Below are 24648 nucleotides of genomic sequence, written 5' to 3' on the forward strand. Positions count from 1 at the left end.
CGTTGTGTACGGCGATGGCCCGTGTATGTACTCGCAAGAGACCATCGGTCCACGACCCCGAGCTGGCAGCGGGTCATGGAGTTCCGCTCGCCCCGCCCCCGGTCCTCAGCGGGTGTAGCGGTGCTTGGCGCCCGGGGGGAAGTACTCGGGGTCGCCGGACTCCCGGAGCCGGATGAACGGCACCTGCTGCGGTACGGGCACATAGTTGGCGAACTCGCTGTTCAGCCGCCGCAGCTGGGCCAGGATCGACCCGCCCACGGCCTGGGCGATCTCGTCGGTCGGTTTCTCGCCGGGCATCAGCTCCACCGTGATCGTCAGGTGCCGGTCCCGGTTGGCGTCCTCCACCACCTCCATCACGAACTTTCCGGTGACCGAGCCGCTGACCTCCGGCTGTTCCAGGCCGACCGCGATGTTCTCCGGGTAGACGTTCGCGCCGTAGTAGGACACGGTGAAGTGGCTGCGGCCGAAGACGTACACGAACGGCCGCTGCGGCCCCTCGGCCTCCGGCGAGAAGCCGTGCTGCCGGACGAAGCCCAGCATGTCCTCGTACGGCACCACGCCGCCCTCGTCGGCGATGTGGTAGCGGATGAGCGGGATGCCGTTGTCGCCGGAGAAGAGCAGGGTGCCCTCGTGCTCCTCGAAGAAGCGGACCTGCGGGTCGTACTGGATGAGCGTCGGAAGCCTGGACTCACCGAACAGTTCCCTGGCCGTGTCCGGGCGCGTGGACAGGAAGCGGCGGATCTCGACGGACAGCGGGGTCTCGTTGCCCAGGACGCCCGCGTCGGCGGTGCCGTACAGGGAGGCGATGCCCCGGACGGGGTCCACGATGCCCGCCCGCCGTGCGACGAGCGTGCGCCACTCCTCGCTGAACACCTCGCCGGCCGTGACGAGCCTGATGTTCCAGTCGGCCCAGGGGAGGTCCTCGGTGTCGATGACGTTCTTGAGGAACGGCGGGTAGCCCAGGAGCACGACCTGGTCGAAGTGGGGCGCCAGCTCGGGGATGACCCGCAGGATCTCCCTCCGGTCGGTGCCGGGGGCGACCACGGTGATCGGGTAGCCGCGTTCGGCCAGGTGACGGCAGCAGTTGACGGTGAACAGGCCGCCGACCCAGGTGCCCAGGGCGAAGCAGACGACGGCGAGGGTACGGCGCTCGCGGGCGTCAAAGGAGTCCCTGAAGACCTCCTCGAAACGGGCGGCGATCACTCGCTCGTCCGCCGCCGAGCGTGGCCAGAAGGACGGGACGCCGGTCGAGCCGGAGGACACAGCGATGATGTCCCCGATCGTGCCGTTCCTGCACAGGTCGGGGAGGGGATGGCGGTGGGTGTAGGTCTCCTTGGACGTCATCGGCAGCCCGACGAAATCCTGAAATGTCGTGACCTGCTCGGGGTTGATGTGGTTCTCCGCCAGAAAGGCCCTGTAGGCGGGAACAGTCGCCGCCACCTGATGGAAGAGCTCAACCGGGTCCATCAGCCGACTGTACGGCGGCGGCCCGTGAAGGGGAACGGGGCCGCGCAGGCACCACCCCGGGGTCATTTACCGGGGCCACGCAGGCACCGCTCCGGGGTCATTTACCGGGGCCGCGCAGGCACCGCTCCGGGGTCATTCGCCGGGGCCGCGCAGGCACTGCCCCGGGGTCATTCACCGGGGCCGCGCAGGCATCGCGCCCGGGGTCATTCGCCGGGGCGGACCAGGCCGGTCTCGTAGGCGAAGACGATCGCCTGGGCGCGGTCGCGCAGGCCGAGCTTCATCAGCACCCGCCCGACGTGCGTCTTGACCGTCTGCTCCGCCACGAACAGCTTCTCCGCGATCTCCTGGTTGGACAGCGCCTGCGCGACCAGCGTCAGCACCTCCGTCTCGCGCTCGGTGAGCTCGGCCGGTCGCCTGCCCGCCACCGGTCGCGGCGCGCCCAGCTTGGCGAACTCGTGGATGAGCCGCTTGGTGACCGCCGGGGCGATGAGCGCCTCCCCGGCCGCGACCACCCGCACCGCCTCCGCGAGTTGGGCGGCGGAGGCGTCCTTGAGCAGGAACCCGCTGGCCCCGGCCCGCAACGCCTCGTAGACGTAGTCGTCGAGGTCGAACGTCGTCAGGATGAGCACCTTCGGCGTCCCGCCCCGCGACAGGAGCTCCCTGGTCGCCTCCAGGCCGTTCATGACCGGCATGCGCACGTCCATGAGCACCACGTCGGGCCGCAGCGCCGAGGCCCGCTCCACGGCCTCCCGCCCGTTGGCCGCCTCGCCCACGACCTCGATGTCCGGCTGCCCGCTCAGGAACACGGTGAACCCCGTGCGCACCATCCCCTGGTCGTCCGCGATCAGAACCCGGATCAAGCCCTCTCCCTCTCCGTGGTCATCCGACGTCGTCCCCTGTGACGAATCCCCGGGGGCGCTCGTGGGTCTTCTCGCCGGCGTCGGTGACGGGCAGCGTGGCGCGTACCTCGAAGCCTCCGCCCGCCACGGGACCGGCGTCGAGCGTGCCGCCGAGCAGCGTCGCCCGTTCGCGCATGCCCGCCACTCCGTGACCCGCGCCGGGCCCCGCGCCGGGCGCGGCGCTCGGGCCGTTGGCGACGCGCAGCCGCAGCTCACCCCGTCGGTGCGCGACGTCCAGCGCCACCGTCGAGCCGGGCGCGTGCCGCATCGCGTTGCTGAGCGACTCCTGCACGATCCGGTACGCCGACAGCCCCACGGCCGGAGGCAGCCGGTCGAGCGGTCCGGCGCGCTTGACGAGCACGGCCAGCCCGGCGGCCCGGGCGTTGGAGACCAGCTCGTCGAGCCGGTCGAGCCCGGGCTGAGGGGCGGTGTCGACGCGTCCGTCCTGATCGCGCAGCACGCCGAGGACCTGGCGCAGCTCGGCGATCGCCTCCAGCGACAGCGCCCGGATCTCCGCCAGCCCCGCCTCCAGCTGGGCGGGGTCGCCCCTGGCCTTGAGCGGCACGGCCTCCGCCTGGATCGCGATCACCGACATGTGGTGCGCGACCACGTCGTGCAGCTCCCTGGCGATGCGGGCCCGCTCCGCCAGCACCGCCTGCGCGCTCTCGGCCTGCCGGGTGCGCCGCTCCTCCGTCTTCAGCTTCGCCGTGGCGGAACGGCGGACCCGGACGTTGTAGCCGAACAGCACCGCCACCGACACGACGACCATGGCGACCGGCATCGAGTTGGGGTCGATGATCCACGTGGCCAGGAGCATGACGACCCAGACGGCCACCGTGATCCGCCGGTCGCAGCGCACGGCCACGGAGTAGAGGACCAGTAGCTGGGAGACGATCAGCCACGTCGTGTACGGCATCCCGCCGTCAGACAACCCGACCGTCCTGGTGACCCCGACGGCCACCGGCATCAGCGCGATCGACACCCGCCAGGCCGCCAGCGGCCACCGGTCGCGCAGGGCGATGGGCAGCCCGACCGCCACGGCGGTGAGGTAGACGAAGCCGTCCCAGATCGGCCCTCGTCCGTCCGGGCCGGGCGGTGGGCCGGAGATCCACGACCGCACCGTGCTCTGCGTCTGCATGTAGAGCAGCAGCGCCAGTATCAGCTCCGCCACCTGGACGAGGCTGATCGTGGAGACCGGGACGAGCGGCCTGAGCCACTGCGGCACCCCGAACGCCAGCCGCCGCGCCTTCGGCGGCGGATCGGCGTCACCCTGGAAGAAGGCGAGCCCGAACGCCCCCGGGACGGCGCGCACGGCCCGCCCCGCCCACGCCCCGACCCGCCCGAAGAACCCCAGTCCGCCGCCGCCGCCGCTCCTTTGGCCGCTGCTCCGTTCGCCGCTGCTCCGTCCGCCGAGGCTTCGTTGGGCGTCGCTCGGTTCGCCATCGGTCCTTTGGTCGCCGCTCCGTTCGCCATCCCTCCGTTGGCCGTCGCTCGGTTCGCCGTCGCTTCGTTGGCCGCCGCTTCGTTCGCCATCCCTCCGTTGGCCGTCGCTCGGTTCGCCGTCGCTTCGTTGGCCGCCGCTTCGTTCGCCGTCCGTGCTGGGCTGTGGCCGGCCGGTCCGCTCGCTCGGACGCTCCCCGCCATCCCACCCCCGAGCCGCCGCGTCATCGTCGTGCGGCGTGGATGCCGCCTCATCGCCGCCCCCGCCTGGCGAACCCGCCCACTCCTCGCCGGACGCGCGACGGCGGCGGCTGAGGAAGCGGCGGCGGGGGACGGAGATCACCTGGTCAAGGGTACGGGCGCGCGCCTCGCTGGGCGTCACCCCAGGGTTTGATCCCGCACGTCCCCCTCAGGTATCGCTTACACAATTACGATCGCCGTGAGCGAACATCGGCAAGAGAGGGAACAACGAAGGGCTCCAATGAATTGAGTCGGTATAACTCAACCCTTTGGAGTTCGCATGAGTGAGAGCCTGATCCTTCCGGTCCTGCCTCTGGACGACGAGGTCGTCCTGCCGGGCATGGTGGTTCCGCTGGACCTGTCCGACTCCGAGGTGCGGGCTGCCATCGACGCGGCTCGTGCATCCGGTGGCAACAAGCCGCGGGTCCTCCTCGTTCCCCGGATCGACGGCCGTTACGGCGCCATCGGCGTGCAGGCCGTTGTCGAGCAGGTCGGGAGGCTGCCCGGCGGCGAGCCCGCCGCCGTGGTCCGGGGTGTCAACCGCGTCCGCGTGGGCACCGGAACGACGGGACCGGGCGCCGCACTGTGGGTCGAGGCCGAAACGATCGACACCGTCGCCGCCGGTGAGCGCGCTCAGGAGCTGGCCAAGGAGTACAAGGCGCTGGCCACCACGATCCTCCAGAAGCGCGGCGCCTGGCAGGTGGTCGACCAGGTCAACCAGATCGACGACCCCTCGGTGCTGGCCGACAGCTCCGGCTACACCCCCTGGCTGACCACGGCGCAGAAGGTCGAGCTGCTCGAAGCCGCCGACCCCGCCGAACGGCTGGCCAAGCTGGTCGAGTGGTCCCGCGAGCACCTCGCCGAGCTCGACGTCGCCGAGACGATCCGCAAGGACGTCCAGGAGGGCATGGAGAAGCAGCAGCGCGAGTTCCTGCTGCGCCAGCAGCTCGCCGCCGTGCGCAAGGAGCTCAAGGAGCTCAACGGCGACACCGAGACCGAGGAAGAGGACTATCGCGCCCGCGTCGAGGCCGCCGACCTGCCGGAGAAGGTGCGCGAGGCCGCGCTCAAGGAGGTCGACAAGCTGGAGCGGACCTCCGACCAGTCCCCTGAGACCGGCTGGATCCGCACCTGGCTGGACACGGTGCTCGACATCCCCTGGAACGACCGTACCGAGGACAACTACGACATCACCGGCGCGCGGGCCGTGCTCGACGCCGACCACACGGGCCTGTCCGACGTGAAGGACCGCATCATCGAGCACCTGGCCGTGCGCAAGCGCCGCCAGGACAAGGGCCTCGGCGTGGTGGGCGGCCGCCGCAGCGGCGCCGTGCTCGCCCTCGCCGGCCCTCCCGGAGTCGGCAAGACGTCTCTGGGCGAGTCCGTGGCGCGCGCGATGGGCCGCAAGTTCGTACGCGTCGCGCTCGGTGGCGTACGCGACGAGGCCGAGATCCGCGGCCACCGGCGCACCTACGTCGGCGCGCTGCCCGGCCGCATCGTCCGCGCCATCCGCGAGGCCGGCTCGATGAACCCGGTCGTCCTGCTCGACGAGGTCGACAAGGTCGGCGCCGACTACCGCGGCGACCCGACGGCGGCCCTGCTGGAGGTGCTCGACCCGGCCCAGAACCACACGTTCCGCGACCACTACCTCGAGGTCGAGCTGGACCTGTCCGACGTGCTGTTCCTGGCCACGGCCAACGTGCTCGAGGCCATCCCCGGGCCGCTGCTCGACCGGATGGAGATCGTCACGCTCGACGGCTACACCGAGGACGAGAAGGTCGCGATCGCCCGCGACCACCTGCTGCCCAGGCAGCTGGAGCTGGCCGGGCTGAGCGCCGAGGAGGTCAAGGTCGAGGACGACGCGCTGCGCAAGCTGGCCGCCGAGTACACCCGCGAGGCGGGCGTCCGGTCGCTGGAGCGCTCGGTCGCCAGGATCCTGCGCAAGGTGGCGGCCAAGGACGAGCTGCCCGTCACGGTCGGCGAGGGCGACCTCGTGGGCTACCTCGGACGGCCGCGGTTCGTGCCGGAGTCGTCGCTGCCCGAGTCCACCCAGCGCACCTCGGTGCCGGGCGTGGCCACGGGCCTGGCGGTCACCGGAGCGGGCGGCGACGTCCTGTACGTCGAGGCGTCCATGGCCGACCCGGAGACCGGCGAGACCGGCCTCACGCTGACCGGCCAGCTGGGCGACGTGATGAAGGAGTCGGCCAGGATCGCGCTGTCCTACCTCCGCTCGCACGGGGCGGAGCTGGAGCTGCCGGTCACCGCGCTGAAGGACCGCTCGGTCCACGTCCACTTCCCGGCGGGCGCCGTGCCCAAGGACGGCCCCTCGGCCGGTGTGACGCTGACGACCGCGCTGGCCTCGCTCCTGTCGGGCCGTCTCGTACGCGGTGACGTGGCCATGACCGGCGAGATCTCCCTGACCGGGCGGGTCCTGCCGATCGGCGGCGTCAAGCAGAAGCTCCTGGCCGCGCACCGGGCGGGCATCACGACCGTCCTCATCCCGGCCCGCAACGAGCCGGACCTGGACGACGTGCCCGAGGAGGTTCGCAACGAGCTGACCATCCACGCGGTGAGCGACGTGCGCGAGGTCCTCGACATCGCGCTGACCCCGGCGCAGGTGGCCGCCACGGCCGCCGCCTAATTGGGGCATAAATGGGCGAATCATTCAGTCGTTTGACTGGATGATTCGCCCATGCTGTCATGAGGGCATGTTGTACGAGACCCCGGCGCTGGAGCCCGTGGACAAAGCAGTCCTCGAGGAGATCGAGGAGATGCGGCGCGACCTGAAGTACCGGCTCGCCGAGACGCACCGGTGGGACGGGCAGCTGCGCAGGCAGCTGCAGGCTCGGGCGATCCAGGGCTCCAACTCGATCGAGGGCTACCAGGCCGGCGTCGAGGACATCCAGTCGATCATGGCGGGGGAGGAGCCGCTGGAGACGTCGGCGCCGGTGGCCCAGGAGATCGCGGGATACCAGCAGGCGATGACCTACATCCAGGTGCTGTCGCGGGCGCCGGTGTTCCGCTACGACGCCGGGATGCTCAACGCGCTCAACTTCATGGTCATCGGTCACCATCGCAACAAGGGGCCGGGCGTCATCCGGCCGGGAGCCGTCTTCATCCGTGACTCCGACACGGGGGAGGTCGTCTACGAGGGGCCCGACGTCGAGCTGGTCCCCGGTGCGATGAACGAGCTGGTCACCTGGCTGAACGAGGGCGACCTCGACGTCCCCGGCTATGTCCGGGCGGCCATGGCCCACTTCAACCTCGTCAAGATCCACCCATGGCGTGACGGCAACGGCCGGATGTCCCGGGCGCTGCAGACGCTCGTCCTCGGCCGGGAGCAGATCCTTCTGCCCGAGTTCTGCTCCATCGAGGAGTGGCTCGGCCAGCAGCGCGTCACCCTCGACTACTACGACGTGCTGGGTGAGGTCGGAGGGCGGCGATGGGGCCCCCACGGGGACACGCTGCCGTGGGTGCGGTTCTGCTTGAGGGCGCATCACATGCAGGCTCAGCGGGTCCGCCAGCGCCTGGTCGAAGCCGGAGAGATCTGGATGCTCCTGGGGGAGCAGATCGACGCCGACGGGCTCAACAGCCGCACCGTCTCCGCGCTCTACGAGGTCTTCGTCAACAGGCGGCTGCGCAGGAGCCGCTACCAGTCCGACGAGGGCCTCAGCCAGGGGCAGGCCGCGCGTGACCTGCGCGATCTGGCCGCCAAGGGCTGGCTGCGGCCGTACGGCGAGACCAAGGGCCGCTTCTACGCCCCGGGGCCGCGCATGGAGCGGATCAAGGCCGACTTCGCCGAGCGCGTCACCCCGCTGCGCGACCCGTACCGCTAGGTCTGGAGCTGTTCGAGCAGGTCGGCGGCCACCGCCAGGATGCGGCACTCGGCGGGGGTGAGCTTGCCGGCCATGGCCTCGGCCAGCCACAGATCCGTGGTGCCGACCTGCCGGGTGAGCGCCGCCGTGCCCTCCTCCGTGAGGACGATGTGGTGCCTGCGGCGGTCGCTCTCGCCGCGCGAGCGGCGGATCAGGCCCTGCTCCTCCAGCGAGGCGAGCACGCGGGTGACGGACTGGGGCTGGAGATGCTCGGCGGCGGCCAGCTCGCCCGCCGTCATCGCGCCGCGCCGGTGCAGGTGGCCCAGCAGGGAGAGCGCCAGGCGGCCGAGGCCGTGCGCGGGGCGCTCGTCGCGCAGCCGCCGCGCCAGGCCGATGGTCGCCCGGCGGAGCGTCACGGCTGTCGCCCTCAGTTCCTCGTCGTCCATGATTATTACGATAACACTTACTAATTCATCGGCATTTAACGACAAAATTGCGAAACTTACTACGCAATGCGTAGGAAGGTGAGGTAGGCTCCCGCGTCGGGAGGTGCCGCGTGCGGATCGAGCTGCGACACATGGCCGCCGCCGGGCTGGGGCTCGGCGGGCCGGTCGCGTGGGGAGTCGTCTCCGGGCGGCCCGCGGTCGGCGCCCTGGCCGCCGTCGGAGCCCTCGCCGTGAGCGGCCTCTTCATGGGCGAGGTCCGGCCGGGCCTTCGCCGCATCCTGGTCCATGGAGCCGCCCCGGTTGCGGGCGGGCTCGCCGGGGTCCTGGTCGCCGGGCACGGGTGGCTCACCGCCGTCGCCGTCGTGCTGGTCGCGGGCCTGCTCGCGGTGGCCGGCGGGATCAGCCGCCCCATGGCCGAGCACAGCACCCGCTTCATCGTCTTCATGGTCATCGGCACCGGCGTGGCGAAGGGTGTCGAGCCGGTCGCCGCCGCCGTGCTGTTCGCCGAAGGGGCGGCCTGGGGCCTGCTGGTCACCGCGCTCTGCCTGCACGCCCGGAAGGCGCCCGCCGAGCCGGGGGAGCCCCGCCCGGCTCCCCCGGCGAGAGCGCTGCTGCGGCGCTGGTGGAGGACGCTGGGGAGCGCTCCCGGGTGGCAGTACCCCATCCGCCTGACCACCTGCCTCGCCGCCGCCGAGGCCGCCGGGCTCCTGTGGCCGCAGCCGACCGCGTCGTGGATCGCCGTCACCGTGGTGATCGTCGTCCGGCGCCGCCTGGACGGCGCGGCGCGGCGGACGGCCGAGCGGGCCGCCGGCACCGCCGCCGGGGTCGTCGCCGGATCCGCCGTGCTGCTGTGGGTGCCGCCGTCGTGGCTGTTCGTGCTGCTCGTCGCCGCGCTCGCCGCGGTCAGGCCGGCGCTCAAGGAGCACCACCACACCTTGTACGCGACCGTCATGACCCCGCTCGTCCTGCTGCTCATGGAGGGCGGCGCACGTGTGGCACCCGCCACGATCGGGTACCGGCTGGCGGACACGGCCATCGGCTGCGTACTGGCCCTGGGGCTCGGGTATCTGCCCTGGGTGGTACGCCGGGAAAGGAGCATTCGTGCCGTCGTGGGCTGAACATGCGATCTGGTGGCACGTCTACCCGCTCGGCTTCACCGGAGCCCCCGCCACGGCGGGCGACGCCGGCGGCGTGCGGCACCGGCTGCGCCGGCTCGAGTCGTGGCTGGACTACGCGGTCGAGCTGGGCTGTTCGGGCCTCCAGCTCGGTCCGATCTTCGCCGCCGAGTCCCACGGTTACGACACCGTCGACCACCTCAGGATCGACCCGCGCCTCGGCGACGATCGCGACTTCGACGCCCTCGTCGCCAAGGCGCGCGAGCGCGGGCTGCGCATCGTCCTCGACGGCGTGTTCAACCACGTGGGCCGCTCCTTCGCGGCCGGCGACGGGTGGTTCAAGCGCGGCCCCGGCGGCTACGAGGTCTTCGAGGGTCACCACGGGCTCGTCACGCTCGACCACGCCCTGCCCGCCGTCCAGCGGTACGTGGCCGGCGTGCTCGACCACTGGCTCGGCCGCGGCGCCTCGGGGTGGCGGCTCGACGCCGCGTACGCCGTGCCGGCGTGGTTCTGGCGGAAGGTCCTGCCGGAGGTACGCGAACGGCATCCGGAGGCGTGGTTCGGCGGCGAGGTGATCCACGGCGACTACGCCGGTTACGTCAGGGAGTCGGGGCTCGACTCGGTCACCCAGTACGAGCTGTGGAAGGCCATCTGGAGCTCGCTCAACGACCGCAACCTCTTCGAGCTCGCCTGGGCCCTCGACCGCCACGACCAGCTGCTCGACACGTTCGTGCCGCTCACGTTCGTCGGGAACCACGACGTCACCAGGCTCGCCACCCGGCTCGACGACCCCCGCCACCTGGGCCACGCGCTGGCCGTGCTGTTCACCGTCGCGGGCCTGCCCAGCGTCTATTACGGGGACGAGCAGGCGTTCCAGGGGCTGAAGGAGGAACGGGCGGGCGGCGACGACGCGATCAGACCGGCGTTCCCCGCGGAGCCGGGCGGCCTGGCGCCGTCCGGGACCGAGACGTACCGGCTACACCAGCGGCTCATCGGCTTCCGCAGGCGCCACCCATGGCTGCACCGGGCCCGGACCACCGCCGAACAGCTCACCAACACCACCGTCGCGCTCCGCAGCCGCGGGGGACCCGGCGAGGAGGTCGTCACGCTGCTGAACCTCGGCGACCAGCCGCACCGCTTCCACCTCGGCGAGGCCCGGCCCGCCTTCCAGGACGATCGGGGGGACCCGGCCGAGGTCCCCGCCCACGGCTGGCGCATCGTGACTCAGATCACCAAAGAAGTAGGGAATAAGGGGAGTCAAGGGATCCGTTGAATCGGGCGTGAACGAGGCATACGCGTACGACACGAGCGCCCACCGGGACGGCTCGTGTTGTCGTATGGGGCGAATGCCGAGCTGAAGCAGAGATCCGTCCGTTCCTCCGTGAAGGTCACCATGATCGCACCTTGTTTCGTGCTGCGCAGGCTGAGCCACCTGCCCTTCCACCCCGGCACCCGCTGACGCCGGCCCCCTTTCTTCCTGAATGTGATGTACGTTTCCGCGGCCCGCCGACGGGCCGCTCTCAGTCGTGGGGATATTCCGTGATCCAGGCTTCAGGCCTGCGCAAGCAGTACGGGGAGACCGTCGCGCTGGACGGCGTCGACCTGCACGTGCGCGAAGGCGAGATCTACGGCGTGCTCGGCCAGAGCGGCGCCGGCAAGAGCACGCTTCTGCGCTGCGTCAACCTGCTCGAACGCCCCACCGCGGGCACCGTCACCGTCGCCGGGCAGGACCTGACCGCGCTGCGCAGCGCCGAGCTCAACCGCGCCCGCCAGCGCATCGGCATGATCCACCAGCACTTCGCGCTGCTGAGCTCGCGCACGGTCGCGGGCAACGTCGCCTTCCCCCTGGAGATCATGGGGGTGCCCAGGGCCGAGCGCGACCGCCGCGTGGCCGAGCTGCTGGAGCTCGTCGGGCTCGCGGGGCGCGGCAAGGACCGCCCCAACCAGCTCTCCGGCGGCCAGAAGCAGCGGGTCGGCATCGCCAGGGCGCTCGCGGGCAACCCGTCCGTGCTGCTGTCGGACGAGGCCACCTCCGCGCTCGACCCGGCCACCACCCAGTCGATTCTCGCGCTGCTCAAGCGGCTCAACGCCGAGCTGGGCCTGACGATCCTGCTCATCACCCACGAGATGAACGTCGTCAAGAGCGTCTGCGACTCCGTCGCCATCATGGCGAACGGGCGCATCGAGGAGTCGGGCGCCATCGCGGACCTCATCCGTACCCCCGGATCCCGCTTGACCAGGGAGATCTTCCCGCTGCCCGAGCCCGCCCCGGCCGGCTCGGTGACGCTGACGTTCACCGGCGACCCGCGGCAGCCGGTCGTGTCGGAGGTGGTCAGGAAGTTCTCGGTGGACCTGAGCATCCTGGGCGGTTCGATCGAGGACCTCGCCGGCGGCTCGGTGGGCCGGCTGCGGGTCGCGCTCGACGGCGCCGAGAGCGCCGCGGCGCTGGCGTACCTGCGTGACGCGGGGCTGATCGTGGAGGTGGAGGGCATATGACCGAGCTTGTCGAGGTCATCGATAAGCACAGCACCTTGGTCATGAGACCGACGAAGGAGGGCTCATGACGTGGGATGAGATCCTGCCGCTGCTCGGTCCGGCGACGCTGGAGACGGCGCAGATGGTCGGCTGGTCGACGCTGTTCACGGCGCTGCTCGGGCTGCCGCTCGGCGTGGCGCTGGTGGTGTTCGACCGGAACGGGCTGCGGCCGGCGCCGGCGCTCAAGTCGGCCCTCGGGTTCGTGGTCAACATCGGGCGGTCGCTGCCGTTCATCGTGCTGATGATCGCCGTCATCCCGTTCACCCGGCTCGTCGTCGGCACCACCATCGGGACGGCCGCGTTCGTGGTGCCGCTCACCGTCGGCGCGGTGCCGTTCTTCGCCCGCCTCGTCGAGACGGCGCTCAGGGAGGTCGGCCCGGACGTGGTGCAGGCCGCGCAGGCCATGGGCGCGAGCCGGGCCACCATCGTGCGCAAGGTCCTGCTGCCCGAGGCTCTGCCCGGGCTGGTCGCGGGCCTGACCGTGACCGTCGTCGCGCTCATCGGCTACAGCGCCATGGCCGGCACGCTCGGCGGCGGCGGGCTGGGCGACCTGGCGGTCCGGTACGGCTACCAGCGGTTCGAGACGCTGCTGATGATCGTGACCGTCGTCCTGCTCCTCGTGATCGTGCAACTTCTGCAGAGCCTGGGCGACTGGGTCGCTCGGCGCCTATCTCACAAATAAGGAAAAATCATGAAATTTCGTTATATAGCGGGTGCTGTTGCGCTGGCCTTGTCGCTCGCCGCATGCGGATCGTCGCAGCCCGCGACGAAGGCCGCCGAGTCGGCCGACACCGTGCTGAAGGTGGGCGCGAGCCCGGTGCCGCACGCGGAGATCCTCAACTTCGTCAAGCAGAACCTGGCCCCGGCCGCCGGGCTCAAGCTCGAGATCGTGGAGTTCACCGACTACGTGCAGCCGAACGTGCAGCTCGACGAGGGCCAGCTGGGCGCGAACTTCTTCCAGCACAAGCCGTACCTGGACGACTTCAACGCCTCCAAGGGCACCAAGCTGACCTTCGTCACGCCGGTGCACCTGGAGCCGCTGGGCCTCTACTCCAAGAAGATCACCTCAGTGTCCGCGCTGGCCGGTGGCGCGACCGTGGCCGTGCCGAACGACGCCACCAACCTCGGCCGCGCGCTCAAGCTGCTCGCCGACAACGGCCTGGTCAAGCTCAAGGACGGCGTCGGCACCGCCGCCACCGAGCGCGACGTCGTGGACAACCCGAAGAAGCTGCAGTTCAAGCCGCTCGAAGCCGCTCAGCTCCCGCGCTCGCTCGAGGACGTGGACGCCGCCGTCATCAACGGCAACTACGCCATCGAGGCGGGGCTCAAGCCCGCGTCGCAGGCGCTGGTGCTGGAGAAGACCGAGGGCAACCCGTACGTGAACGGCCTCGTCGTCAAGGCCGGCCACGAGAAGGACGCCAACATCGTCACGCTCGGGAAGCTGCTGCAGGACCAGAAGGTCAAGGACTTCATCAAGCAGAAGTACGAGGGCTCCGTCATCCCGGCCGAGTGACCGCCGAGGGGCGGCGGGCCTCACCCCGCCGCCCCTCGGTGCTGGCGCGGGCGCGGGGCACCGAATAGTGTTCGGTCATGTATCCGGGAGCCATCGCAGCAGTCACCCCAGACAAGCCCGCTGTGATCATGGCGGGCTCCGGACGGATCATCACCTACCGCGAGCTGGACGAGGAGTCCAACCGGCTGGCCCACCTGCTCCGCGCCGCCGGGCTGCGCCCCGGTGACCACATCGCCTTCATGCTCGCCAACCACCCCCTCTTCCTGGCCGTCGCCTGGGCCGCGCAGCGCTCGGGGCTGTACTACACGCCGATCAGCTCCCGCCTGCAGACCGGCGAACTGGCCTACATCATCGGCAACTGCGGCGCCCGGGCGTTCATCTCCAGCGCCGACCTGGCCGCCGTCGCCACCTCGGTCACCGCCGTCACGCCCGGGGTCGAGACGCGGCTCATGCTGGACGGCACGGCCGAGGGCTTCGAGTCGTACGAGGAGGCGGTCGCCAAGCAGCCGGCCACCCCCATCGACGACGAGTGCATGGGCGTGGACATGCTCTACTCCTCGGGCACCACGGGACGGCCGAAGGGCGTCAAGATCCCCTCGGCGCACGGCCCGCTCACCGAGCCCGGCATGCTGCTCCAGCTCATCCAGGCGCTGTTCGCGCCGTCGGCGGACAGCGTCTACCTCTCGCCGGCCCCGCTCTACCACGCCGCCCCGCTGCGCTACAGCCTGACGTTCCAGCGGCTCGGGGCCACGGTGGTGGTGATGGAGCGCTTCGACCCCGAGCAGTTCCTGGCGCTGGTGGAGCGGTACGGGGTGACGCACGCGCAGCTCGTGCCCACGATGTTCATCAAGATGCTCAAACTGCCCGAAGAAACGCGGACAAAGTACGATATTTCCTCGCTCGCGTACGCGATCCACGCCGCCGCCCCCTGCCCCGTCCCCGTCAAGGAGCAGATGATCGACTGGTGGGGCCCGATCATCCACGAGTACTACGCGGGCACCGAGGGCAACGGCTTCCTCTACGTCAACTCCCAGGACTGGCTCCGGCACAAGGGCACGGTCGGCCGCTCCTTGCTCGGCGTCGTGCACGTCTGCGACGAGGACGGTAACGACCTGCCCCCGGGCGAGCACGGCACGATCTACTTCGAGAAGGGCGGCCGGTTCGAGTATCACGACGACCCGGACAAGACCCGCTCCGCGCAGGACCCTCAGGGCAGGGGCTGGACCACGCTCGGCGACATCGGCCGCCTGGACGCCGACGGCTTCCTCTACCTCACCGACCGCCGCTCGTACATGATCATCTCCGGCGGGGTGAACATCTACCCGCAGGAGGCCGAGAACGTCCTGTCGGTGCATCCGAAGGTGGCCGACGTGGCGGTGTTCGGGGTGCCGGACGAGGAGATGGGCGAGCAGGTCAAGGCCGTGGTCGAGCCGGTCTCCATGGCCGAGGCCGGCCCGGGGCTGGAGGCGGAGCTGATCGCGTACTGCCGCGAGCGGCTGGCCCACTACAAGTGCCCGAAGTCGGTGGACTTCCGCGAGCAGCTGCCCCGCCACCCGACGGGCAAGCTCTACAAGCGCCTGCTCAGGGACGAGTACTGGCCGGCTTCCGGGTAAATTTTCCGCATTTTCTCCTGGCTGTCGCCGGCGGTCCCACCTTGGCTGATAAGGCTTCCGTTCCCTCTTCTCATGAACCTCTGATCAGCCGCTTAACCAGCTCTTACGCGCCTCTTGGCACCCTTGAGTCATCGGTACTCGAGGGAGATGACAGATGAACGCGAACGAGCCTCACGAGCAGGGGACCGGTGGGTGGAGCCAGTTCGGCAGCACCCCGCCGGCCGCCGGGGGCTTTCCCCGGCGGGACACGCAGATCATGGAGCAGCCGGCCCCGCCTTCCTCGCCACCGAAGAAGCCCGGCTTCGTCACAGGCCGCAAGGCCGTTGCCGGGCTCGCCCTGGCGGCCACGGCCATCGGCGGCGGCGTCGTGGGGGCCGTCGTCGCCAACGCGTTCCAGCCGACGCAGCTGGCCAGCAGCGCCACGCCGAGCCCCGTCTTCAAGACGGCCTCCAACCAGCTCACCGTCGCGCAGGTGGCCGCCAAGGTGCAGCCGACCGTCGTGATGATCCAGGGGCAGAGCGGTGAGGGCTCCGGCGTCGTGCTGTCGGAGGACGGGCTCATCCTCACCAACAACCACGTGGTCGTGGGCGCGGGCCAGGGCGGCGGGCAGATGACCGTCAAGTTCAACGACGGCAAGACCGCCAAGGCCACCGTCGTCGGCACCGACCCCTCCACGGACCTGGCCGTCATCAGGGCGGAAGGCGTGTCGGGGCTGACCAAGGCCACGCTCGGCGACAGCGACATCGTCAAGGTCGGCGACCCCGTACTGGCCATCGGAAGCCCGCTCGGCCTCGACGGATCCGTCACCGCGGGCATCGTCAGCGCGCTCGACCGCACGCTCACCGTCGGCGGCGAGCAGCGCCAGCAGATCCCGCCCGGCTGGGGCTGGGGCCAGCAGGACCAGGGGAGCCAGACCACCACGATCGGCGGCGCCATCCAGACCGACGCCTCGATCAACCCCGGCAACTCCGGCGGCGCGCTGGTGAACGCCGCGGGCGAGCTCATCGGCATCAACACCGCGATCGCCTCGGACGCCGCGGGCGGCGGCGTCGGCTTCGCCATCCCGGTCAACACCGCCAAGCAGGTCTCCGAGCAGCTCATCAACAGCGGCAAGGTCAGCCACGCGTTCCTCGGCGTGAGCGTCACCGACGCGACCGGCGACGTGCCGGGAGCCCTCGTCAGGCAGGTCACCGACGGGAGCCCGGCGGCCACGGCGGGACTGCGGCAGGGTGACCTGATCACCAAGATCGGTGACAAGGCGGTTGACGGGGGAGATACTGTAGTTGGGCAGGTCAGAGGTTTTAAACCCGGCCAACAGGTCAAGATCACATACATGAGGGACGGCAAGACGTCCGACGTCACCGTGACCCTCCAAGAGAAGAAGTAACCAGGACCCCCTCCCGGACGGGTGTGCCGTTGAGATCGCTGCGGACTCGGCGGCACACCCCCCTCTCAGGAGAAGCGCCGGCCCTCGTCGCGGCGGTAGGCCCAGCCCGCGGCGAGGGCGAGGACGACCGTCCAGACGGCCAGCATGACGAGGGCGACCACGTTCGGGGCGCGGTCCGCGGTCACCGCCCAGAGCAGCTCCGCCGCACCCCGGGTCGGCACGTACGGGGAGACGCTTTCGATGAAGCCGGGCAGGACCTGGGGCGGCAGCAGCAGCCCGCCCAGCACCGCCAGCGGGAAGAACAGGATCTGCGAGACCGCGATGGCCGCCTTCGAGCTCAGCCGGAAGCCGATGAACAGGGCCAGCAGCATGAACGGGATCCCGCCGGCGACCAGCACGGCCAGCCCGAGCAGCAGCTTCACCGGCGTGATGGTGGCCTCCGTGAGGAACGCCGCCACCAGCAGCACGGGGATCACCGAGACCAGCATGACGGCCACCGTCGACAGGATCCGCCCGGCGAAGCGGGGGAACGGGCCCGCCGGGAGCGTGCGCAGGTAGGGGTTCCAGGGCTGCTCGCGGTCCTGGGCGACGGTGATGCTGAGCCCGATCAACGCCCCCGACATGGCCCCGAAGAACATCAGCGACGCCGTCGCCATCGTGGCCTGCTGCGGATCCCGCCCCGCGAACGGCACCACGAACGCCAGCATCGACACGGCCGGGAAGAACGCGCTCGCCAGGAGGCTGATGGGCACCCGGAGCTGCTCCAGCATGAGGTAGCGGGTGTGCGCGAGGACCAGGCTAGGCATGGGCCGTCTCCTTCGAGGTGATGGTGAGGAAGGCCTCCTCCAGGGTGGTCGGCCTGATCTCGAGGCCGGAGAACGGGGTGCCGCTGCGCACCAGCTCGACGACCAGCCGGTCGGGGTCGGTGGTCATCAGGTGGGTCCGGCCGTCCTCGTGCTCGGTGCCGATCACGCCGGGCAGCTCGGGCAGGCTCTCGGCGACGAGCGAGACGCGCCGCACGCCCACCATGTCACGTACGGCCCGCACCGTGTCGTCGGCCAGCACGCGGCCGTGGCCCACCACCACGACCCGCTCGGCCAGGGCCTCGATCTCCTCCAGGTAGTGGCTGGTCAGCAGGACGGTGCCGCCGCCCTCGTGGAAGGACCTGATGCCCTCCCACAGCGAGCGCCTGGCCTCGACGTCCAGGCCGGTCGTGGGCTCGTCCAGGAAGACCAGCCGCGGCTCGCCCGCGAAGGCCAGCGCCACGGCCAGCCGCCGCTTCTGCCCGCCGGACAGGCCGCCGACCTGCCGCCTGACCAGGTCGGCGAGGCCGAAGCGGGCCAGCAGCTCCCCTTTATCCACTTTTTTCGGGAAATGTGCGGAGACGAAGTCGACGATCTCGCCGACGCGTAACGACTCGGGCAGCCCGGTCTCCTGCGGGGTCACGCCGATCCCGCGCCGCATGACCGGGTCCTGCGGGGAGCCGCCGAGCAGCTCGACCGTGCCGGAGGTGGGCCGGCGCAGCCCCACGAACAGGTTGATCAGGGTGGACTTGCCCGCGCCGTTCGGGCCGAGCAGCCCGACGAGCTCGCCCGCCCGGATGTCGAGCGAGACGCGGTCGAGCGCCAGCACGTCGCCGTAGCGGCGGGTGGCCTCGATCGCTCTGGCGAGGATGGTCATGGCGTCACTCCAGCGTTGTCCAGCAAGGCGCGGATCGCCTTGGTGTAGTCGTCGAAGGCCAGCCGCCCGCGCTTGGTCAGCGCCACGAACGTGACCGGCGTGCGGCCCTTGTGCGTCTTGGTGATCTGGACGTATCCGGCGTCCTCCAGCTTGGTGAGGTGCACCGACAGGTTGCCCGCGGTCATCCCCAGCAGGTCCTTCAGCGCGGGGAAGGCCATCTCGCTCCCCTCGCCGAGCACGTTGAGCGCGGCGACCACCCGGAGCCTGGCCTGCGCGTGGATCACCGGGTCGAGCTCCGGCGGCGCCTTGTCCGCGGTCACCGGCAGCGCCGCCTGAGCCACAGGCCCGCGACGATGAAGCCGCCTCCGAGCAGCACCGCCGTCAGCAGCGCGTGCCAGCCGGCCCCGAGCAGCACGCCCACGGCGTCGACCCCCGCGACCCACGCCCCGATGAAGAACATCGGCCAGTTGAGCCAGATCGCGCCCCCGGCCATGTGCATGACCGCGACGACCATGAGTGACGCGCCTCCCCAGACCAGGCCGCTCTCGTCGGGCGGTAGCAGGGGACTCACCCTGGAGGCGATGACGACCACGAGCATCATCCCGGCGAACCACGCGTAGCCGTACATCGTGCCCCTGGCCGTGAGGTCGCCGCGGATGCCCTTGTTCATCCGCACGATCCCGAACGCGGCCACCGCCCCGGCCACCATCTGCGCGCCCATCAGCACCGCCAGCGCCTGCATCTGGGAGATCGGCGCGTACGGGCGGCCGTCGAGGCCGTAGTGCAGGAAGAACGCGGTGAAGCCGAGCAGCCAGGCGACGCCCCAAGGGGCGTAGAGCAGGAGCGGATCGCCGTGCAGCCACTTCGCGGTGGCGGCGCGCTGCTCCTCGATGACGCGCAGCATCTCCTCAGGGCTGGTCACCTGGTCGTCGTCGCTCATCATCGCAAACTCCTCGATACCTCAAACTGGTTTGTACTTTAAACCAGCTTGCCACGCCGACTCAATCCCCCTTTCGTCAGAAGGCTCAGCGCCTGGTCAGGACCTCGGATTCCCACAGATCGCGGTAGTAGCCGGGCACCGAGACGAGCTCGTCATGCCAGCCCCGCTGGATGACCCGGCCCTCTTCGAGCACCACGACCTCGTCCACGCTCTCCAGCCCCTTGAGCCGGTGCGTCACGAGGAGCGTGGTGCGGTCGCGGGTGACGTCGAGCAGGTCGCCCATCAGCCGGTCGGCCGTCTCCTCGTCGAGCGCCTCGGCGGGCTCGTCGAGCAGCAGCACCGGCGGGTCGTACAGCAGGGCCCTGGCCAGGGCCAGGCGCTGCAGCTGCCCGCCGGACACGGTCCTGCCGTCCTCGCCCAGCTCGGCGTCCCAACCGGTCCGCCCGACCCAGCCGTCGAGCCTGGCCTCGCGTACGGCCCGCTCGAGTTCCTCCTCACCGGCCTCCGGGCCCGCCAGGCGCAGGTTGTCCTTCAGGCTGGCGCGGAAGATGTACGGGTCCTGGGTGAGGCCGGTCATGAGCGTCCGCACGTCGTCGCCGTCGAGGTCGCGTACGTCCACGCCGTTGACGCGGATGCTGCCCGACTCCGGCTCGACCAGGCGCATCAGGGCGGCCAGCAGCGTGCTCTTCCCCGCCCCGCTGGGGCCCACGATCGCCACCCGCCTGCCGGGCGTGAGCGTCAGCGACACCCCGTCCAGGGCGGCCCGCGCGGACCCGTGGCGGACCACCAGGTCGTCGATCTCGACGGTCAGCGGGGCCTCGGGCCGGGGCGCGGGCCGGGCGGGCTCCGCGACGGCCGGGGTGGCGGAGCGGACCTCGCGCAGGCGGCGCAGCGCCGCCGTGATCCCTGCCAGGCGCTCGCCCGCCGCCGCCAGCGGCAGCACCGGCTCGAACGCCACCAGGGCGGTCAGCGCGAGCACGGCCGTCGCGACCGAGCCGGCGCCCGCGCCCTGCGCGAGCAGGACGACGGCCGCCACCGTCAGGCCCTGCACGAGGGTGCCCCCGGCCAGGGCGGCGGCGTGGACGAGGGCCTGGCGGCGTTCGAGCGCGGCCAGGGACTCGTCGGCGGCCTGCGCCTTGGCCAGCGCCTCCTCGTCGGCGCCGTAGGCGGCCAGGTCGGCGGAGCCGTGCACCAGATCGGCCACCCGGCCCGCCAGCGCCGCCCTGGCCGGGGCGATCCTGGCCGCCCAGCGCCGGGCCGCGGCGGCCGTGCCGGCGGGCAGCGCCACCCCGGCCAGGAGGAGCCCGGCCACCAGCACGAGCGCCGACACCGGCAGGATGGTCAGCCCGACGACGACGGCGGCCAGCCCCGCCAGCGCCGCCGCCGTGGCGGGGAGCAGGCAGCGCACGAGCAGGTCCTGGACGGCCTCGGTGTCGTCGACCATGCGGCTGAGCAGGTCGGCGCCGCCGTGCCGGGGCTGCTGGGGCGGGATGAGGGCCCGGTAGAGCTGCTCGCGGGTGCCCGCCTGGGCGCGGAGCGCGACGTCGTGGCCGGTGAGGCGTTCGGCGTAGCGGAAGACGCCCTTGCTCGTGGCGAACGCCCTGGTCGCCACGATGGCCACGCTCAGGGCGGCCAGGCCCGGCTGCTGCGCGGCCCTGGTGATCAGCCACGCGGCGGCGGCGATGAGCCCGAGCCCCGCCAGGTCCGCCGCCGCGCCCGCCAGCACGGCCCAGAGCAGCCGCGTCCCCATGCGCCGGTTCATCGCCCGCTCCCTTCGCCCGACCGCGCCGCGGGCTCGGCCTCGTGGTGCGTGCGGGTGGTGTCGGAGACGACCCGGCCCTCGTGCACGCGGATGACGCGGTCGGCCAGGTCGATCATGGCCGGGCGGTGCGCGACGATGACGGCCGTACGGCCCTGGGCCAGGTCCGAGGTGGCCGCCACCACGGCGGCCTCGCTCCGCCCGTCCAGGCGGGCCGTGGGCTCGTCGAGCAGCAGCACCGAGGCCGCGGGCCGGCAGAAGGCCCGCGCCAGCGCGATCCGCTGCCGCTGGCCGGCGGACAGGTTGGCGCCGCGCTCGCCCACCATCGTGTCGAACCCCTGTGGCAGCGCGTCCACGAAGTCGGCGTGCGCGGCGGCCGCGGCCCTGCGGACCTCCTCCGGGGAGGCCGCGGGAGCCCCGAGCCGGATGTTTCCGGCCACGGAGGTGGCGAACAGGTGGGGCCGCTGCGCCACGAACGCCAGCCGCGCCCGCCAGCTCCCCAGGTCGAGCTCGCGCAGGTCGGTGCCGTCGATGAGTACCCGGCCCTCCGACGGCCGGACGAACCCGAGGACGAGATGGAGCAGGGTGCTCTTGCCCCCGCCGCTCTCGCCGACCAGCGCCACGCGTTCGCCCGGGCCGATCGTGAGCGAGACGTCCTCCAGGGCCGCGACGTCCCGGCCGGGGTAGCGCACGGTCACGTTCTCCAGGCGGATCTCCGGCGTCCCGGACGGCGGCGCGCCCTGGCCTGCCCCGCGGATCGGCTCGGGCTCGCCTTCGCCGTCCAGCACGGCGAAGGCGGCGTCGGCCGCCGCCACCCCCTCCATCGAGGCGTGGAAGCGCGTCCCCATCGCCCGCAGCGGCAGGTACGCCTCCGGCGCCAGCAGCAGCACCAGCAGCGCCGTCGTCAGATCCAGCGACCCCCCGAGCAGCCGCAGCCCGATCGGCACCGCCACCAGCGCCAGCGACAGCGACGCGCACAGCTCCAGCACCAGCGACGACAGGAACGCCACCCGCAACGTCCGCATCGTCGCGCTCCGGTGCGCTTCCGCGACCTGCTGGATGACGCCGGCCTGGTACCGGGCCCGGCCGAAGGCCCGCAGGGTGGGCAGCCCGCGCACCACGTCGAGGAAGTGGCCGCCGAGCCGCGACAGGGCCAGGAACTGGCGCTCGGTGACGGCCTTGGTGGTCATGCCCACCAGGGCGCCGAAGACGGGGATCAGGGGCAGCGTGATCAGGACGATGAGGGCGCTGGCCAGGTCGGCGGCGAACAGGCGTACCAGCACCGCGAGCGGCACCACCCCGGCCACCGCGATCGACGGCAGGTAGCCGGTCAGGTAGGCGTCCAGGCCGTCCAGGCCGCGCCCCGTGAGCGTGACCAGCTCGCCCGAGCGGTGCTGCGTGAGCCGCCCGGGGCCCAGGTCGCGCAGCCGGGCCAGCAGCCGGTGGCGCAGCGCCGACTTCACGCCGGTGGCGGTGCGCCCGGCGAAGACGCCCTGCGTCCAGGCCAGCAGCGCCCGCACGCCCACCACCGCCGCCAGCCCCGCCAGGGCGACGGCGGTGAACCTGCCGGACAGCACCCCGGCCAGCAACTCGGCCTGCACCAGCACGAGCAGCCCCGCCAGCACCGCCGCGACCATGGTCACGGCCAGGTGGCGGCGGACCGACCGCTCGGCCCGCATGAGCCGTAGGAGATCCTTGTGCACGAGCCCTCAGAAGCCCTCAGAAGAACGACGGAAGCAGGACGGCGTCCTTCCCTGGGCGGAAAGTGCGCCACACCCATACTTGCGCGCCGAGGATGATGGGCGCGAACGGCAGCACCATGACACTGAGCACATTCAACGTGGCCGCCGGCGCGCTGTTCGCCAGCAGGTACGGCATCGCGCCCACGAGCACGCCCACCGCCGGGACCGCCGCCACGACCCCCGACACCGCCAAGGCCCGCCCCGACCGGGACGCCCCGAAGACCCCGGGCGCCCGCCACGCCAGGAACGTCCACCCGTGGAAGGCGAACAGCAGCGTCACGACCGCCCCCAGCATCACCCCCACCGGATGCACCACCGGGCCCGCGAACCCCGTGGCCGCCGCGTGGATCGCCATGCCCCACCCGAACGACAGCCCCAGAGACCCGAACGCGATCATCGCGTCCCAGAACCCCCGCCACCTGAACCCGTCCAGCCTGCGCCGGAACCACAGCCCCGCGTCCCGCAGGATCCAGCTCAGCAGCATGGCCACCACCAGCGGGTACAGCTTGAACAGCACCTCGCCTTCCAGCAGCGGATAGACGCCGAACATCGTCCCGGCGACGGCCACCAGCCACACCTCGTTGGCCAGCACGTACGGCGCCATCGCGGCCACCATGCGGTCACGGCCCTCGCGGGTCCTGCCCAGCAGCGGCAGCAGCAGCCCCACCCCCAGATCGAACCCCTCAAGGGCGAAATATCCGGCCAGCAGCACGGCGAAGAGAACGAACCAGATCACTTCCATGTCGGCACCTCACTCAGTAGCTCAGGGCGGGGGAGCGGCTCTCGCCGGCGGGGACGGCGCCCAGGGCCACGTCACGCGGCCCGCGCCGGACGATCCTGGCGATGAGCACGTAGTCGACGACCGCCAGCAGCCCCAGCACGCCCGCGAACCCGACGAGCGAGGCCGTGACCATGCCCGAGGTCAGCCCGGGGGACATGGCGTCGGCCACGGTGAGCTTCTCCCAGATCATCCACGGCTGCCGGCCGACCTCCCGCGCCAGCCAGCCCATGATCGCCAGCACGAACGGCAGCGGCGTCATCAGCATGAGCAGCGGATGCGTCCACCGCCACCGCGGCAGCACGGCGATCATCGGCAGCATCACGAACAGCACGACCAGCGCGAGCAGCTGCCCGAACTCGATCATCAACCCGAGCGGGAGCGCCGCGCCCACGTTGTCGTTGAACTTGCCCTCCTGGACCCCGGCGAACTGCGCGTACCCGAACCCGGTCGTGACGAAGATCCCGATCGCCGCCGCGACCACGCCGGTCCGCAGCGACCGGGTGAAGAACTCCACGTGCTCGGTACGGCGGCGCAGCTGGTACGCGCTCGCCCCCACCAGCACCATGGCCCCCGTGAACAGCCCCGCCCCGATGACGTGCGGGAAGGAGAAGACCAGGCTCTTGTTCGTGAGCAGGGCGCCGAAGTCGACCAGCTCCAGCCGGTCGCCGCGGGCGACGGAGCCGACCGGGTTCTGCAGGAACGAGTTGGCGAGCATGATGTAGAAGGCGCTCGCGTACGCGGTCAGCGTCACGAGCCAGATGCAGGCCAGGTGCGCCCACCTGGGCAGCCGTCCCCAGCCGAAGATCCACAGGCCCAGGAACGTGGACTCCAGGAAGAAGGCCACCAGGGTCTCCATGGCCAGCGGCGCGCCGAACACGTCGCCGGCGTAGTGGGACAGGCCGCTCCAGGCGAGGCCGAACTGGAACTCCATCACCAGCCCGGTCACGATGCCCAGCGCGTAGTTGACGACGTAGATCTGGCCCCAGAAGCGGGTCATGGCCTCGTGGAGCGGGTTGCCCGACATCGCCCAGCGCGTGTTCATGATCGCCACGAGTGGCGCCAGGCCCAGGGTGAGGACGACGAACAGGAAGTGGAGGCTTCCCGTCACGGCGAACTGTGTCCTGGCCAGTTCGAGTACATCCATCGCGAACTCCGTTGTTGTGTCTGTCTACATATAGACAGCCTACATGTAGACTAACTACATGAGCACACACGCCCGCACTCCGGCCGATGTCCCTCGGGCGGAAGGGGCGCGGCGGGCAGGGCATGCCGGGTCGCC

Annotated in this window: 21 protein-coding genes; 9 read left to right on the forward strand and 12 right to left on the reverse strand. The window is 71.3% G+C overall.

Translation table 11 applies throughout. The features are described from left to right. Window positions 1–105 precede the first annotated feature (105 nt). The 3 genes from H4W80_RS56180 to H4W80_RS64210 form a co-directional block, all read right to left on the reverse strand. Window positions 106–1467 (reverse strand): phenylacetate--CoA ligase family protein, encoded by a 1362-nt coding sequence (locus H4W80_RS56180; protein WP_192792512.1) that lies wholly within the window; start codon window positions 1465–1467, stop codon window positions 106–108. A 203-nt stretch (window positions 1468–1670) separates the two neighbouring features. Continuing rightward, the gene (locus H4W80_RS56185) at window positions 1671–2327 is read right to left on the reverse strand and encodes a response regulator (RefSeq protein WP_192792513.1); all 657 of its coding nucleotides are present in this window, start codon (window positions 2325–2327) and stop codon (window positions 1671–1673) included. Between the two features lie 19 nt (window positions 2328–2346). Continuing rightward, window positions 2347–3678, reverse strand: coding sequence for a sensor histidine kinase (locus H4W80_RS64210; protein WP_192792514.1), 1332 nt, complete (start codon window positions 3676–3678; stop codon window positions 2347–2349). Window positions 3679–4326: 648 nt separating this feature from the next. Between H4W80_RS64210 and lon the strand changes: the two genes are divergently transcribed. Next, the gene (gene lon, locus H4W80_RS56195) at window positions 4327–6684 is read left to right on the forward strand and encodes an endopeptidase La (protein ID WP_192792515.1); all 2358 of its coding nucleotides are present in this window, start codon (window positions 4327–4329) and stop codon (window positions 6682–6684) included. 67 nt (window positions 6685–6751) lie between these two features. After that, window positions 6752–7879, forward strand: a complete 1128-nt coding sequence (locus H4W80_RS56200) for a Fic family protein (RefSeq protein ID WP_192792516.1) — start codon at window positions 6752–6754, stop codon at window positions 7877–7879. Here H4W80_RS56200 and H4W80_RS56205 read toward each other — a convergent pair. Beyond that, on the reverse strand, window positions 7876–8304 hold the full coding sequence (locus H4W80_RS56205; protein ID WP_192792517.1) for a MarR family winged helix-turn-helix transcriptional regulator: 429 nt from the start codon (window positions 8302–8304) through the stop codon (window positions 7876–7878). The genes H4W80_RS56200 and H4W80_RS56205 overlap by 4 nt on opposite strands. Before the next feature lie 110 nt (window positions 8305–8414). Here H4W80_RS56205 and H4W80_RS56210 point away from each other — a divergent pair, with 110 nt between their 5' ends. The 7 genes from H4W80_RS56210 to H4W80_RS56240 all read left to right on the forward strand — a co-directional run bounded on the left by H4W80_RS56210 (window position 8415) and on the right by H4W80_RS56240 (window position 16467). Beyond that, entirely contained in the window at window positions 8415–9422 is a 1008-nt protein-coding gene (locus H4W80_RS56210) for an FUSC family protein (protein WP_192792518.1), read from the forward strand. Next, complete coding sequence (locus H4W80_RS56215) at window positions 9406–10692, forward strand: alpha-amylase family glycosyl hydrolase (protein WP_192792519.1); 1287 nt, start codon at window positions 9406–9408, stop codon at window positions 10690–10692. Before H4W80_RS56210 ends, H4W80_RS56215 begins: the two co-directional genes overlap by 17 nt. Window positions 10693–10958: 266 nt before the next feature. Further along, complete coding sequence (locus tag H4W80_RS56220) at window positions 10959–11915, forward strand: methionine ABC transporter ATP-binding protein (protein ID WP_192792520.1); 957 nt, start codon at window positions 10959–10961, stop codon at window positions 11913–11915. A 64-nt stretch (window positions 11916–11979) separates the two neighbouring features. Beyond that, window positions 11980–12636, forward strand: a complete 657-nt coding sequence (locus H4W80_RS56225; protein ID WP_192792521.1) for a methionine ABC transporter permease — start codon at window positions 11980–11982, stop codon at window positions 12634–12636. 9 nt (window positions 12637–12645) lie between these two features. After that, on the forward strand, window positions 12646–13467 hold the full coding sequence (locus H4W80_RS56230) for a MetQ/NlpA family ABC transporter substrate-binding protein (protein WP_192792522.1): 822 nt from the start codon (window positions 12646–12648) through the stop codon (window positions 13465–13467). A gap of 77 nt (window positions 13468–13544) precedes the next feature. Continuing rightward, window positions 13545–15080, forward strand: a complete 1536-nt coding sequence (locus tag H4W80_RS56235; RefSeq protein ID WP_192792523.1) for an AMP-binding protein — start codon at window positions 13545–13547, stop codon at window positions 15078–15080. A 154-nt stretch (window positions 15081–15234) separates the two neighbouring features. Further along, window positions 15235–16467, forward strand: a complete 1233-nt coding sequence (locus tag H4W80_RS56240; protein ID WP_192792524.1) for a S1C family serine protease — start codon at window positions 15235–15237, stop codon at window positions 16465–16467. A gap of 65 nt (window positions 16468–16532) precedes the next feature. On the opposite strand, the gene H4W80_RS56245 is transcribed toward H4W80_RS56240, so the two are convergent. From H4W80_RS56245 to H4W80_RS56280, 8 genes are all read right to left on the reverse strand, one after another. Continuing rightward, window positions 16533–17273 (reverse strand): ABC transporter permease, encoded by a 741-nt coding sequence (locus tag H4W80_RS56245; RefSeq protein WP_192792525.1) that lies wholly within the window; start codon window positions 17271–17273, stop codon window positions 16533–16535. Beyond that, a complete protein-coding gene (locus H4W80_RS56250; RefSeq protein WP_192792526.1) occupies window positions 17266–18147 on the reverse strand; it encodes an ABC transporter ATP-binding protein in 882 nt (293 codons plus the stop codon). The genes H4W80_RS56245 and H4W80_RS56250 overlap by 8 nt, the downstream gene beginning before the upstream one ends. Next, entirely contained in the window at window positions 18144–18488 is a 345-nt protein-coding gene (locus H4W80_RS56255; protein WP_192792527.1) for a transcriptional regulator, read from the reverse strand. The genes H4W80_RS56250 and H4W80_RS56255 overlap by 4 nt, the downstream gene beginning before the upstream one ends. Next, window positions 18464–19090: a transporter gene (locus tag H4W80_RS56260; RefSeq protein ID WP_192792528.1), complete on the reverse strand. Its 627-nt coding sequence runs from the start codon at window positions 19088–19090 to the stop codon at window positions 18464–18466. The genes H4W80_RS56255 and H4W80_RS56260 overlap by 25 nt, the downstream gene beginning before the upstream one ends. Before the next feature lie 82 nt (window positions 19091–19172). Further along, window positions 19173–20849, reverse strand: a complete 1677-nt coding sequence (gene cydC / locus H4W80_RS56265) for a thiol reductant ABC exporter subunit CydC (RefSeq protein ID WP_225964237.1) — start codon at window positions 20847–20849, stop codon at window positions 19173–19175. Continuing rightward, window positions 20846–22549 (reverse strand): thiol reductant ABC exporter subunit CydD, encoded by a 1704-nt coding sequence (gene cydD / locus H4W80_RS56270; RefSeq protein ID WP_192792529.1) that lies wholly within the window; start codon window positions 22547–22549, stop codon window positions 20846–20848. The genes cydC and cydD overlap by 4 nt, the downstream gene beginning before the upstream one ends. Window positions 22550–22565: 16 nt before the next feature. Beyond that, window positions 22566–23330, reverse strand: coding sequence for a cytochrome d ubiquinol oxidase subunit II (locus H4W80_RS56275; protein ID WP_192792530.1), 765 nt, complete (start codon window positions 23328–23330; stop codon window positions 22566–22568). Window positions 23331–23343: 13 nt separating this feature from the next. Continuing rightward, a complete protein-coding gene (locus H4W80_RS56280; protein WP_192792531.1) occupies window positions 23344–24513 on the reverse strand; it encodes a cytochrome ubiquinol oxidase subunit I in 1170 nt (389 codons plus the stop codon). Window positions 24514–24648 lie beyond the last annotated feature (135 nt).

The organism is Nonomuraea angiospora, assembly GCF_014873145.1.
Lineage (GTDB): Bacteria > Actinomycetota > Actinomycetes > Streptosporangiales > Streptosporangiaceae > Nonomuraea > Nonomuraea angiospora.

What these genes read in the sequence shown, in the direction of transcription:
- H4W80_RS56260 (WP_192792528.1), bottom strand. Translation starts at nt 19,090, where the DNA reads ATGATGAGCGACGACGACCAGGTGACCAGCCCTGAGGAGATGCTGCGC.
- lon (WP_192792515.1), top strand. Translation starts at nt 4,327, where the DNA reads ATGAGTGAGAGCCTGATCCTTCCGGTCCTGCCTCTGGACGACGAGGTC.
- H4W80_RS56235 (WP_192792523.1), top strand. Translation starts at nt 13,545, where the DNA reads ATGTATCCGGGAGCCATCGCAGCAGTCACCCCAGACAAGCCCGCTGTG.
- H4W80_RS56275 (WP_192792530.1), bottom strand. Translation starts at nt 23,330, where the DNA reads ATGGAAGTGATCTGGTTCGTTCTCTTCGCCGTGCTGCTGGCCGGATAT.
- H4W80_RS56280 (WP_192792531.1), bottom strand. Translation starts at nt 24,513, where the DNA reads ATGGATGTACTCGAACTGGCCAGGACACAGTTCGCCGTGACGGGAAGC.
- H4W80_RS56230 (WP_192792522.1), top strand. Translation starts at nt 12,646, where the DNA reads ATGAAATTTCGTTATATAGCGGGTGCTGTTGCGCTGGCCTTGTCGCTC.
- H4W80_RS56250 (WP_192792526.1), bottom strand. Translation starts at nt 18,147, where the DNA reads ATGACCATCCTCGCCAGAGCGATCGAGGCCACCCGCCGCTACGGCGAC.
- H4W80_RS56180 (WP_192792512.1), bottom strand. Translation starts at nt 1,467, where the DNA reads ATGGACCCGGTTGAGCTCTTCCATCAGGTGGCGGCGACTGTTCCCGCC.
- H4W80_RS56205 (WP_192792517.1), bottom strand. Translation starts at nt 8,304, where the DNA reads ATGGACGACGAGGAACTGAGGGCGACAGCCGTGACGCTCCGCCGGGCG.
- H4W80_RS56200 (WP_192792516.1), top strand. Translation starts at nt 6,752, where the DNA reads ATGTTGTACGAGACCCCGGCGCTGGAGCCCGTGGACAAAGCAGTCCTC.
- H4W80_RS56245 (WP_192792525.1), bottom strand. Translation starts at nt 17,273, where the DNA reads ATGCCTAGCCTGGTCCTCGCGCACACCCGCTACCTCATGCTGGAGCAG.
- H4W80_RS56240 (WP_192792524.1), top strand. Translation starts at nt 15,235, where the DNA reads ATGAACGCGAACGAGCCTCACGAGCAGGGGACCGGTGGGTGGAGCCAG.
- H4W80_RS56225 (WP_192792521.1), top strand. Translation starts at nt 11,980, where the DNA reads ATGACGTGGGATGAGATCCTGCCGCTGCTCGGTCCGGCGACGCTGGAG.
- cydC (WP_225964237.1), bottom strand. Translation starts at nt 20,849, where the DNA reads ATGAACCGGCGCATGGGGACGCGGCTGCTCTGGGCCGTGCTGGCGGGC.